10 protein-coding genes, 1 tRNA gene and 1 pseudogene are annotated in these 12,205 nt (G+C 68.3%); all 12 read right to left on the bottom strand.

Features of this window, described 5'->3' with window-relative positions; translation table 11 throughout:
• Nucleotides 1-229: 229 nt before the first annotated feature.
• Nucleotides 230-303: transfer RNA gene (locus tag AC1DFR_RS02970), tRNA-Leu, on the bottom strand.
• A 32-nt stretch (nucleotides 304-335) separates the two neighbouring features.
• Complete coding sequence (locus AC1DFR_RS02965; RefSeq protein WP_476871240.1) at nucleotides 336-1,280, bottom strand: N-acetyltransferase; 945 nt, start codon at nucleotides 1,278-1,280, stop codon at nucleotides 336-338.
• A gap of 124 nt (nucleotides 1,281-1,404) precedes the next feature.
• Nucleotides 1,405-2,907 carry an NAD(P)/FAD-dependent oxidoreductase gene (locus tag AC1DFR_RS02960; protein ID WP_476856586.1) on the bottom strand — a complete coding sequence of 501 codons (1,503 nt, stop codon included), beginning with the start codon at nucleotides 2,905-2,907 and terminating at the stop codon, nucleotides 1,405-1,407.
• Between the two features lie 38 nt (nucleotides 2,908-2,945).
• Entirely contained in the window at nucleotides 2,946-4,358 is a 1,413-nt protein-coding gene (locus AC1DFR_RS02955) for a S8 family serine peptidase (RefSeq protein ID WP_476859154.1), read from the bottom strand.
• 66 nt (nucleotides 4,359-4,424) lie between these two features.
• The gene (locus AC1DFR_RS02950; RefSeq protein ID WP_476856588.1) at nucleotides 4,425-5,384 is read right to left on the bottom strand and encodes a Ppx/GppA phosphatase family protein; all 960 of its coding nucleotides are present in this window, start codon (nucleotides 5,382-5,384) and stop codon (nucleotides 4,425-4,427) included.
• Between the two features lie 75 nt (nucleotides 5,385-5,459).
• Nucleotides 5,460-6,185: pseudogene (locus AC1DFR_RS02945) on the bottom strand (DUF501 domain-containing protein); the annotation flags it as partial.
• Between the two features lie 66 nt (nucleotides 6,186-6,251).
• On the bottom strand, nucleotides 6,252-7,031 hold the full coding sequence (locus AC1DFR_RS02940) for an FtsB family cell division protein (protein WP_476872687.1): 780 nt from the start codon (nucleotides 7,029-7,031) through the stop codon (nucleotides 6,252-6,254).
• Between the two features lie 86 nt (nucleotides 7,032-7,117).
• Nucleotides 7,118-8,398, bottom strand: coding sequence for a phosphopyruvate hydratase (eno, locus tag AC1DFR_RS02935; RefSeq protein WP_018774732.1), 1,281 nt, complete (start codon nucleotides 8,396-8,398; stop codon nucleotides 7,118-7,120).
• Between the two features lie 190 nt (nucleotides 8,399-8,588).
• Nucleotides 8,589-9,206: a MazG nucleotide pyrophosphohydrolase domain-containing protein gene (locus AC1DFR_RS02930; protein ID WP_476872822.1), complete on the bottom strand. Its 618-nt coding sequence runs from the start codon at nucleotides 9,204-9,206 to the stop codon at nucleotides 8,589-8,591.
• 121 nt (nucleotides 9,207-9,327) lie between these two features.
• A complete protein-coding gene (locus tag AC1DFR_RS02925; RefSeq protein WP_476872686.1) occupies nucleotides 9,328-10,494 on the bottom strand; it encodes an adenosine deaminase in 1,167 nt (388 codons plus the stop codon).
• Between the two features lie 32 nt (nucleotides 10,495-10,526).
• Nucleotides 10,527-11,261 (bottom strand): DedA family protein, encoded by a 735-nt coding sequence (locus tag AC1DFR_RS02920; protein ID WP_476856591.1) that lies wholly within the window; start codon nucleotides 11,259-11,261, stop codon nucleotides 10,527-10,529.
• Nucleotides 11,262-11,417: 156 nt separating this feature from the next.
• Entirely contained in the window at nucleotides 11,418-12,053 is a 636-nt protein-coding gene (locus tag AC1DFR_RS02915; protein WP_223914188.1) for a DedA family protein, read from the bottom strand.
• Between the last annotated feature and the right edge of the window lie 152 nt (nucleotides 12,054-12,205).

Below are 12,205 nucleotides of genomic sequence, written 5' to 3'. Positions count from 1 at the left end.
GTGAAAATAAGTGACTACGGTCACATCCTTATAACACTCGTTGCATAGAGGAAATCTGGACGGTTTGCGGCGGCTGTTTTGTCGGGGGCGACGGCCCGGAACGGCTGCCCGGGTCAGGCGACCCCGAGGGCAAGCACGTGCGTGGGACAAGCCCGTGCGAGGGTCCTGGGAACGCCGGGGGTCAGGGCCACCCGGCTGCCGCCGCGCCGCAGGGCGGCGCACAGCTCAGTGCCCCAGGTGGGACTCGAACCCACAACACGCGGATTTTAAGTCCGCTGCCTCTGCCAATTGGGCTACTGGGGCGCCCGGTCAATGGTATCCCGTCGCCGGGCGGATCAGCCCGCGAAAGGATCCGCATAGCGGAAGGTGCCGCTCACGCCGCCGGGCCAGACGGCGAGCGGCAGCAACTGGAAGTGCGCGGCCCAGCCTGCCTCCGGCGGCGCCACCCCGAGCGAGGTGGACGGAACAAAGCCGAACCGGGAGTAATACTCGGGGCTGCCCAGCAGGGCTATACCCCGCTCCCCCGCGGTGTTAGCCCGCGCCACGGTCTCGTTCATGAGCGCGGTGCCGATGCCGTGGCGCTGCAGCCGCGGCACCACCCCGATCGGCCCGAGGCCGAGCAGCTCCAGACCGTCCACCCATCCGCGGGTGCTGATCACATGCCCCACGATTTCGCCGGCGAGTTCGGCCACGATGCTGAACGCCGGCAGGTATTCCTGGCACTCGAACAACCGCGCCAGCAGCTTCACTTCCTCGGGTTCGCCGTCGATGTGCTCTCCGGTGGCGGGCGAGATGGCAAACGCGGCGGCGGTGAGGGCGAGGATGGCGGGACGGTCCGCCGGTTCCTCGCTGCGCAGCACGAGTTCCGGTGCCGGTTTGTGCACCCCGTTGGCCGCGACGAGCTCGTGCAGTACCTCCAGCGCCCGTTCGGTGTCCGCCACCGGCACCAGCAGGTGGTCATGGTGGAAGCCGGCCAGGACGTTGCAGCTGATCTTCGCCTCGGTCAGGGCCGCGCTGACGGCAGCCGTGAGGCCGATCGCCTCAAGCGAAGAGTGCACCTGGAGCGTGATCCAGGCCGCGACGAAGTCGTAGGAGAGCCCCAGGCTGTCCGCTTCGTTCCGCGGCAGCACGACGGTCAGCCCTTCCGCCTCACGGACGGCGGCCGCAATGGCCCCGGCCAGGGGCTTGCCGTGCGGCCACAGGGCGTAGACGTATTCGCCCTCGCGCAGTTCGGGGTGCATGGTGGCCAGGAGGGCGTGCAGGTCCTTTTCAGCTGTCATGGAGCCAGTCTAGGCGGGGGTCCCGCGCTCCTGCCCGCTCCCGGCGTCCTGGGGCGGCTGCCCGCCACGAAAACGGCGGCCGCTCCCCCTGGGGGAACAGCCGCCGTCGAAGGCTCGGATCAGGCTACTTGGAGTCGGCCGGAACAGCTTCCTTGGTGTCGTTCTTGGCAGTGTCGTTCTTGGCAGTGCCACTCTTCGCGGCGTCGTTCTTGGCAGCATCCGCAGGCGTGCCGGCAACGGGAGCAGCGGCAGGCTTCGGGGCCGGCGTCGCTGCGGCCACGAAGGCGCCGCGCGGGTTGTCCAGATCCATCAGCTGCGTGGTGTCGCGGCCCAGGAAGAAGGCCCAGATCCAGCCGGAGATCACGCGGATCTTGCGCTCCACAGTGGGGATGGCCATGCCGTGGTAGCCACGGTGTGCCAGCCAGGCCAGCGGGCCCTTGAGGCCGATGCGGCCAAGCAGGTTGATGTTCGCCACGCCCTTCCATTCGCCGAAGCCAGCGACGGCGCCCAGGTTCTTGTGCTTGTAATCCTTGAGCGGCTTGTCCCAGCGGGAGGCCCACAGGTTCTTGGCGAGGCGCTTGGCCTGGCGCAGCGCGTGCTGCGCGTTCGGCACGCACGTGCCGTCCGGCAGGCCGCTGCCCGTGAGGTCGGGGACGGCAGCGACGTCGCCGGCGGCCCAGGCGTTCTCGATGATGCCCTCGTCGCCTGCGATGCGCAGATCGGCCAGGACGCGGACGCGGCCGCGCGGCTCGAGCGGGAAGTCGGTGGAGCGGACCATCGGGTTGGCCTGCACACCGGCAGTCCAGACCAGGGTGTCGGTCTCGAATTCCTGGGCCGGGCTCTTGTCCGGGAGGTTGATGAGCTTCAGGGAACCCTCGGCGTTGTCGAGGGAAGTGTTCAGCAGGACCTCGATGCCGCGGCTGCGGAGGTGCTCGACGACCCATTCGGCCTGCGATGCCGTGACCTCGGGCATGATGCGGCCCATCGCCTCGACCAGGACGAAGCGGACTTCCTCCTGCTTGATGCGCGGGTTGTTCTTGACCGCGGCGCGGGCCAGGTCTTCCATTTCGGTGATGCATTCGATGCCGGCGAAGCCGCCGCCGACGACGACGAACGTCAGGGCGCGGGCGCGCTCAACGGGGTCCGTCATGAGGGAACCGGTCTCGATCCGCTCGAGAACCTTGTTGCGCAGGGCGACGGCCTCTTCGATGGTCTTCAGGCCGATGCCCTTGTCCGCGAGGCCCTTGATCGGGAACGTGCGGGTGATGGCGCCGGCGGCAAGCACGACGTCGAAGTACGGAATCTCGAAGGTGTGTCCACCGTCGGAGGGTGCGACCACTGCCGTGCGGTTGGCGTGGTCGATCGAGGTGACGCGGCCCTGGATGAGTTCCGTCTGCTTCAGGTGCTGGCGGTGCGAGACGACTGCGTGGCGCGCCTCGATGTTGCCGCCGGCAACTTCCGGCAGGAAGGGCTGGTAGGTCATATAGGGCAGCGGATCCACGAGGGTGACGATGCCACCAGCATTCGCGATCTTTTTCTGAAGTTTGAGGGCTACATACAGGCCGACGTACCCGCCGCCGACGACGAGTACCCGGGGACGGTCCTGGAGCTGAAGGGAGGATGCCATATCTCAAGAATACAGTAGTTTGTGAAAACCTTCACTAACTATGACGGCTTGCTGGAGTCCACCGGATTGACGGCCTCGGGTTCGGCCTTGCCGGTCCCGCCCGGCCCGTCCGGGCCGTCCTTCGGCGGCGTGCGCATGGCGGCCCGCAGCTGGAACGCGGCGGCCACAACGATTCCCACGAGCAGGGCTCCGAAGCCCAGGACCACCGCGGCCGGCACGGCACTGTCCAGCTGGGACGGCTTCTCCGCGACGGGCACGGTCGCTTCGGGCAGGGTGGGGGCAGCGCTGGAGGGCGCGGGCTCCGCGGCAGAGGCAGTCGTGGCGAGGTTTCCGCGCCGGTGGACCCGGATCCAGTCCGAAATGGACCCCAGCGGATTGACTTTGGTTTCCGGGACATCGGCCTTGAGTGCGGCCTCGGCGTTCAGCACGCCGAAGCCGTAGAGCGGATCCTTCCCTGGCGCCCCGGCGTCCTTGGCCGTGGTGACGATCCGGTTGATGACCTGGCTGGCGGACATTTCGGGCCATTTGGAGCGAATCAGGGCCGCGACGCCGGACACGATGGGCGTGGCTCCGGAGGTGCCGGCCCAGTCGGCGTAGCCGCCGCCGGGCAGGCCGCCAACCAGGTCCTCGGCGGGAGCTGCGACGCCGATGCTGATGCCTTGGGAGGAGGAGTCGATGCTGGCCGCGCCCGTGCGGTCCAGGCCTGCAACCGTCAGGACGCCGGGGATGGTGGCCGGGGCGCCGACCTGGACGTTGCCGCCCACCCGGTTGCCCGCGGCGGCGACGATCACGACGTCCTTCTGTTCGGCGTAGAGGAATGCCGCGTCCCAGCTCTGCGGCCATTCCGGCGACGTGCTGCCGAGGGAGATGTTGATGACGCGGGCGCCGTTGTCCACGGCCCAGCGCACTGCCTCCGGGATCTGGTCCTGGTCGCTCTTGCCGCCCGGGTTGGCGGAACCGAGCCAGGTGGAGACGGACAGCAGCTGCGCTTCCGGGGCGACGCCGACAACCCCGTCAGGTCCAGCGGCCGGGCCGGCGGCAGGGCCAGTTGCGCTGGCGCTCGGTTTGGCGGTCGCTTCGGGCGCTTGGTGCCCCCGTCCGGCCAGCATGGTGGCCACGAGCGTGCCGTGTTCGGGTTTGGCGCCGATACTCTCCTGGCCGTTGGCCTTGCCGGCGCCGGAAATGTCTGCGCCGCCAGCGAGCACGCCGCCCAAATCCGGATGCCGGCCGTCCACGCCGCTGTCAATCACGGCGACCTTGACCCCGGCTCCCTTGGAAACGTCCCAGGCTTTGGTGATGCCGGACTCGGCGAGCCAGTATTCCTTGTCCCGCCAGGAGTCGGCGTGGGCGGGTGCGGCCAGGGTCAGCGCCGCCGTGGACGCTCCGCCGGCGAGGGCCAAGGCCATCAACGCGGAGGCGGTCCGGCGGCGCCGGGCTGTTGCTCTGGTCATTCAGGTCCTATCGGCGGATGCACCAGCGGCACGGGCGCGCGCTGGGGCACGGCTGCTGGGGCGGGATCATCGGATGCTGAGGGCAATTCCGTCAAGAATATCGTGTTCGCTGCTCACGGCCGTGGTGATGCGCCCGCCGGTGACCTCGGCCAGGCGCTGCAGGACCCGCCGCCAGACCAGTCCACCGGCGCCGATCACGTCCACCCGCCCGGGGTGCATGTAAGGCAGCGCGGCCCGCTCCTCCCGGGTCATTTCGAGCAGCTCGGTGCAGGCTTTCCGGACCGCGTCCAGGTCCAGTTCGGTGCCGTGGATCGCGGCCGGTGAGTACTCCGGCAGGCGCAGCGCGTGCGCCGTGATGGTGGTGACGGAGCCGGCCACGCCGACGACGGCGGTGGTGCGTTCCAGCGGAACGGTTTGTGCCGCCTCGCTGATGGCGGCGTCGACGTCGGCCTCTGCCGCTGCGATCTGATCCGCTGTGGGCGGATCGCTGCGCAGGTGCCGTTCGGTCATTCGGACGCAGCCGACGTCGACCGAGCGGGCCGCGATGACGCCGTCGGCGTTGCCCAGCACGAACTCCGTGCTGCCGCCGCCGAGGTCCACCACCAGCACGGGGTCCTGCCCGCGGGAGGGCAGGACACTGCTGGCGCCGGCGAAGGACAGCGCGGCTTCCTCGTCGCCGGTGATCACCTCGGGTTCGACGCCGAGGATGTCGCGGATGCCGTCGACGAAAACCTGGCGGTTGCGGGCATCGCGGGTGGCGGAGGTGGCCACGAAGCGCACTTTTTCGGCGCCGTGCTCGCGGATGAGGGCAGCGTAGTCCCGGGTCGCGGCGAAGGTGCGCTCAAGCGCTTCCTGGGCCAGTTCACCTGTGGAGTCCACGCCCTGGCCCAGCCGGACCACGCGCATTTCCCGCACGATGTCGGTCAGCCGCGGCGTGGCCGGCCCTGTTGCGCCGCCTGCGCTCACATCTGCGATCAGCAGGCGGATGGAGTTGGTGCCGCAGTCTACGGCCGCGACCCGGGTCACTTGGACTCCCCCCGTGCCGATGGTACCGGCCGTCTCAGCAGCACCGGCGGCGGCGGCCGTGTCAGCGGCGCCGGCGCCGGCGGCGTCGACGCGGGACTTGCGGACCGGTGCGGGCCGGCCCACGATCTCCGGCAGGCCTTGGGGGCCATGGCGGCTGAGGTCCCGGGACGGGGCCTCCCCGCCGGTGTCCCAGGCGCCTTCGCAGTAACAGCGCTCCACGGTCCACCATTCGGCGATGGCCGCGATCGATTCATCGCCCAGCGGGTTCACGCCCGGGCCGGCCGCCAGCGAATGCCCCACGAGGACGTGCAGGCATTTGACGCGGGTCGGCATTCCGCCGGCGGAGACGCCGTCAATTTCGGGAACGGCCCCGATGCCGGAGCGCGCGCCGATCTCGGCACGGGAGGCCAGATATGCCTCGTGGGCGGACCGGTACCGGGCCGCGAGGCCGGCGTCGGCAGCGAGCCGGTCGTTCATTTCGTTCATCAGCCCGGCGGCCTCCAGCCGCGATACCGCCGACGTGATCACCGGGTGGGTGAGGTAAAACGTGGTGGGGAACGGCGTACCGTTGCTGAGCCGCGGCGAAGTGGCGGCAACGAGCGGGTTTCCGCAGACGCAGCGTGCCGGGATTTCGACGACGTCGCGCACGGGCCGGCCCAACTGGCGGCTGAGGACCTCGAGATCGTGCGGCGACGGCTGGCGGGAGCCCTCCGGGGCGTCTGCCCTGTGCCGTGGTGCCGGGGTCTTGGGCCCGTCGTTGTTCTCGGCTGCTCGGTTCTGGTCCACTCGGTTCTCGTCCACGGGAGTGGCACCTTCCTGCCCTGTTCCGGATTGTCCGCGGGACAATCCCGGCGGCGGGCGCCGCTTCTAGTCTGTTGCCGATCGCCTGATGGACTCCCAGAGGGCGTCCACCCAGGGCAGGTTGGCCGGGTCTTGTGCTGATGCTGCACCCGCCGCGCCACCGGACTGCGCGGCAGGAAGATCGCTGCCGAATACCCAGTAGCCCGTCTCTCCGGGCATAACCATGTTAATGCGGTCGCGGGCCTGCTGTTTCACATAGTTGGGATCCTGCCACCGCGACACCTGGCGTTTGAGGTCCTCCTGCTTCGTCTGCTTGGCCGCAATATCGGCCTGCAGCGCCGCGATTTCGGCGCGTTTGTCCAGGAAGATCTTGACCGTGGGGGCCAGCAGGATGGTGATGGCAATCATGACGACGCCCAGGGCCAGCAGCCGGCCCGAGAACGCCTTGGCGGGCACGGGGTCCAGGGATTCGTCCGGACCCCCTGCGGCGGTCCGGTTCTGAGTCTTGCCGCCGGCCTTGCCGCCGGACTTGGCGCCGGCCTTCCCGGCCGCCGGGCGGGTCTCGGGCTTTGCCGGTGCTCCTGCCGGGGCTGTTGCGGGACGGGCTCTGGCCGCAGATCCGGCGCCGGTGCTGCCCGGGGCCGGCTTGCCTGTGTGAGCTGACACCCGTGGCGGGGCAGGCGCAGCGCCGGCCGGCGCCGCCGCGCCGCTGCGGGCGCCGCCAAAGTCCGCCTGGATCACCTCGCCGCCGTCGGCTGCTGCCCCCAGACCCGTGGCCGCAGGCTTGGCAGCAGCAGCCTTGGCGGCAGGCGTAGCCCGGGGAACATTGGGGCGTCGGGTTGCCATGTCACTCCTTCAAAAACGGACCAAAAAAAGAACCGGTGGCCATGGTCTTTCAACCATAGCCACCGGTTACCGGTTTTCGCGGCTAACTAGCCCTTGAAACGCGGGAACGCGCTGCGGCCGGCGTACCGTGCGGCGTCGTCGAGTTCCTCTTCGATGCGCAGCAGCTGGTTGTACTTGGCCACGCGCTCGGAGCGTGCCGGGGCACCGGTCTTGATCTGTCCCGCGTTGGTGGCAACGGAGATGTCAGCAATGGTGGTGTCCTCGGTTTCGCCGGAGCGGTGTGAGGTGATGGTGGTGTAGCCGGCACGCTGGGCCAGGGAAACGGCGTCCAGGGTCTCGGTCAGGGAACCGATCTGGTTGACCTTGACGAGCAGCGAGTTCGCGGTCTTGGTGTCAATGCCGCGCTGCAGGATGGCCGGGTTCGTGACGAAGAGGTCATCGCCCACGAGCTGGACCTTGTCGCCGATGGTGTCGGTGAGGGTCTTCCAGCCTTCCCAGTCGTTCTCATCCAGCGGGTCCTCGATGGACACGAGCGGGTAGTCGGCCACGAGCTCGGCGTAGTAGGCGCTCATCTCGGTGGCGGAAAGTGCCTTGCCCTCGAACTGGTACGCGCCGTCCTTGAAGAACTCGGAGGAGGCGACGTCCAGGGCCAGGGCGATGTCCTTGCCCGGGGTGTAGCCGGCGTTCTTGATGGCTTCCTGGATCAGGTCCAGGGCGGCACGGTTGGACGGCAGGTTCGGCGCGAAGCCGCCCTCGTCACCCAGGCCGGTGGACAGGCCCTTGGCCTGCAGGACGGACTTGAGGTTGTGGTAGACCTCGACGCCCCAGCGCAGGCCTTCGGAGAAGGTCTCGGCGCCGATCGGGACGATCATGAATTCCTGGATGTCCACGTCGGAGTCGGCGTGCGAGCCGCCGTTGAGGATGTTCATCAGGGGCACGGGCAGGACGTGCGCGTTGGGCCCGCCCAGGTACTTGTACAGCGGCAGGTCAGCGGAGGCGGCGGCGGCGTTGGCCACGGCCAGGGACACGCCCAGGATGGCGTTGGCGCCGAGCTTGCCCTTGTTGGGGGTGCCGTCCAGGTCGATCATGGCCTGGTCGATGCTGCGCTGGTCGGTCGCGTCGAAGCCGGTCAGGGCCGGGGCGATCTGGTCGATGACCGCGTCGACGGCCTTCTGGACGCCCTTGCCGAGGTAGCGGCCCTTGTCGCCGTCGCGAAGTTCAACGGCCTCGTGCTCGCCGGTGGAAGCGCCGGAGGGAACTGCTGCGCGGCCGATCTGGCCGTCCGAGAGCAGGACTTCAACTTCTACGGTCGGGTTGCCACGGGAATCGAGGATTTCGCGGGCGTGGATGGCATCGATAAGCGCCATGGATATGCTCCTTTGGGTGAAGCGATCTGCAGGGAATCTGACTGCTTGGACTCTGGCTGAACATCAAGCGGAAAAGCCGACGTCGTCGTCGCTACTAGCGTAGTCGAGAGCGGGATAAGTTACGGAAACCTATCCAATCCCCGGACGTCATGATGGTGCCGCTACCGTGCCGACTCTAAGTCTGCCAGCACTATTGTGCCGAGGGCCTGGGGCCGGTGCTGTCCTGGAACCGGCGCAGGGCGCCGCGGAGGGCGCGTTCGGCGTCGAGCCCGCCGTCCCGGGCAGCGGCCACGATCCCGAACAGCAGGTCGCCGAGTTCCTCCTCGGCGGCCGGGAGGTCGACGGCGGTTCCGACGGCGGTTCGGGCGGCGGTTTGGCCGGCGGCCGCTGCCATACCCGCGCGTTCGGCGCGGTCCAGGAGCTTTTGGGCCCGCGCGAGGGCCGGCAGCGCGGCGGGAACCCCGTCGAAGACGTGGCCACGTTCGGGCCTCTCGGCCTTCTTGACGGCGTCCCATTTCAGGACGATCTCCTCCACCGTTGCCGGGAAGGAATCCTGCAGCGAGCCGTCGGGCCGGAACACGTGCGGGTTGCGCCGGATCATCTTGGCCTTCAGGCCCCGGGCGACATCGCCCAGGTCAAAGGCGCCGCGTTCCTCGGCGAGCCGGGCGTGGAGCACCACCTGCAACAGGACGTCCCCCAGTTCAGACTGCAGTTCCGCGTCGCCGGCGCCGGTCTCGATGGTCTCGGCCACTTCATAGGCCTCCTCCAGGAGGTACTCCACGAGGGACTCGTGGGTGAGGGCACCCATCCAGGGGCAATGCTCGCGCAGGGCCGCTATCAGCCCCAGCAGCTCCCCGACCTCGCAAGCTCGGCCAGGGACCCCTGCCGCTGTGGGCCCAGCGAGCCCCTGGACGGGTGATGTGTCCTCGTTAGCCAAGATCGGAGTAGGCCTCGTTGATGTATTCGACCAGGGCTTCCTTCTCTTCGAGCGGCAGGAAGGCGGCCTCGGCCGCGTTCAGCGTCAGCTCCAGCAGGTCATCGAGGTCGTAGTCGAACGTTTCAACCAGGAGTTCGAACTCGTCGGTCAGCGTCACGCCGCTCATGAGCCGGTTGTCGGTGTTGATGGTGACGTTGAAGCCGAGCTGGTAGAGCATGTCCAGCGGGTGGCTTTCGATGCCCTCACCGAAGCCGGCAATGGCGCCGGTCTGCAGGTTGGAGGAGGGGCAGATCTCCAGGGCGATGCCACGGTCCCGCACCCAGCTGGCGAGCTCGCCCAGGGTCACCATGCCGATGGTGTCGTTGACGGAGTCGTCGAAGCCTTCGGCGTCGGCGGCCTCTTCGTCCTCTTCGAATTCGATCGTGACGTCCTCGGCGATCCGGACGCCGTGGCCCAGGCGCAGGGCCCGGCCGTCGACGAGGGCCGACTGGATGCTTTCCAGGCCGGCGGCTTCGCCGGCGTGGACGGTGGCCGGGAAGTTGTGCTGGGCCAGGTAGGTGAAGGCGTCCTTGAAGCGGGACGGCAGGAAGCCGTCCTCGGCGCCGGCGATGTCGAAGCCGACGGCGCCGTTGTTGCGGTGGCGGACGGCCAGTTCGGCGATCTCCTGGCCGCGGTCGGCGTGGCGCATGGCGGTGATGAGCTGGCCCACCTGGATATCGCGGCCGGTCTCTGCCACGGTGTCCACTCCAGCTTCGAGGCCGGCCTGCACGGCTTCGACCACGTCGTCCAGGCTCAGGCCCTTCTGCAGGTGCTGTTCGGGCGCCCAGCGCACCTCGCCGTACACGACGCCGTCGTCGGCCAGGTCTTCAACGAATTCCTTCGCGACGCGGAACAGGCCCTCCTTGGTCTGCATCACGGCGATGGTGTGGTCGAAGGTCTCCAGGTAGCGGACCAGGGAGCCGGAGTCGGCGGATTCGCGGAACCACTCCCCCAGTGCAACGGGGTCCGTGGACGGCAGCGTGTGGCCGACGGCCTCAGCAAGTTCAATGATGGTGGCCGGGCGGAGTCCGCCGTCCAGGTGGTCGTGAAGGGAAACCTTGGGAAGGCCCTTCAGGTCGAAGTCGAGGTCAGGGGCAGCGTCAGGAATAGTCTCAGTCACGTTCCAACCATAGGGTCGCCGGGCGCTGGAAGCTACTTTCCGGATGCTCCGGACTCAGCGGACGGACCGGCCAGCATCGTGCCGTGCAGCTCGGAAGCACGCTCACCGGATGCGGGTTCGTTGACGTATTCGGTCTCGGACGGGACCGGACTGGTGTCGTGGCGGCCCAGGCGCTTGTGCCACCAGCGCAGGAGATGGTCGATGAGGACACCGAGCACAATGGCGAATACCACCGCGATGCCCGCGCTGAGCAACGGGTTGTGGTGCAGCCACGGGAAGGAACTGGCCAGGACGCCGATGCCGATTGAGTAGGCGACCCACGTCAGGCAGGCAAAGCCGTCCAGGAAGAAGAACCGGCGGTGCGGAAACGCCGTCGTGCCTGCCACGTAGTTGACGGCGACACGGCCCCACGGAATGTACCGGGCGGTGAAGATCAGGACGGCGCCGCGCTTCTCGAGTTCGTAGTGGGCCCAGCCGAACACCTTTTGGACCTTCGGTTTGCGCATCCAGCGGAACCGCTCGAGGCCAATCTTGCGGCCCAGCATGTAGGCCATGTTGTCGCCGGCCATGGCTCCCACGAGGGCAGTGAGGCCCAGGATCCACAGGTTGGGCTGGCCGCTGTGCACGGAGTACGCCGCCAGGGCAACGATCAGGGTCTCGCTGGGGACCACCATCGCGAAGCCGTCCACGAAGAAGAAAACCAGCAGGAGGGGGTAGATCCACCACTGGCCAGCGGCATGGAGCACGGCCTCGTTAATGAACTCCATGCAGGTGGTGCTCCTTGATGACTGGGAACGGACAACTAAGCCGTAACGTACTCGCGATGACAGTGGGTAGAACTATGGACGAAACTTTGCACGACGTGCGGCCAACAAACGTGACCCAAATCGCTCCTAAGTGTCCCATGGGCGGGCCCAATCCGCCTAGGACTCGGCGGGCGGCACGGAATGCGTCGGTTCCTCCGGTGCGCGGCCGCGCACCCTGCTGATCACGCGGTCCAGGACGACGCCCAGAACGATCGCGCAGACGATGGCAATGGCCGCGCCCAGCACGTGGTTTTCCTCAAACCACGGACCAACAGTCAGGCCGATCCCCACCGAGTAGCTGGCCCACAGCAGCGCCGAGAGCACCGTCAGACTGACGAATCTGCGCCACGGGTAGTGCGTGGCGCCGGCGGTCAGGTTAACGGCCACCCGCCCGATCGGGACGAAGCGCGCCACAAGGATCAGTGAGGCGGGCCGTTTCCGCAGTTCCCGGCCGGCCCAGCGGAAGGCCGCCTGCATGCGCGGGCCGCGCTGCCACGCCCAGCGCCGGGTTCCGGTCCCGCGGCCGATCAGGTAAGCCATGTTGTCGCCCACCAGGGCCCCTGCGGCAGCCGTTGCGATCAGGAGCAGAGGGTTGGGGACGCCCGCAGTGGCGGCGACTGCAGCCAGGCCCACCACCACCGATTCGCTCGGAATCGGGGGGAAGAAGCCGTCGATCACGCAGCAGGCGAAAACCAGGACGAGGACCCAGGGTTGCCCTGCGGCGGCGAGGATGAAGTCGTTGATTGCCTGCACAGCTTCCTAACGCGCGGCGGGGCCAGATCGATCCAAGCGCAGGCTCGGCCGGAGCCGGGCCTGCGCCTGACGGGTACTGCTGTGGAGTCAGTGTACCGCCGGCTCCGGCCGCCGCTGCCCTCTCCCGTACGGCTGTTATCCCCAGGGTTTGG

Source organism: Arthrobacter sp. 05T410, assembly GCF_056396505.1.
This window is presented reverse-complemented; position numbering and strand designations above follow the sequence as displayed.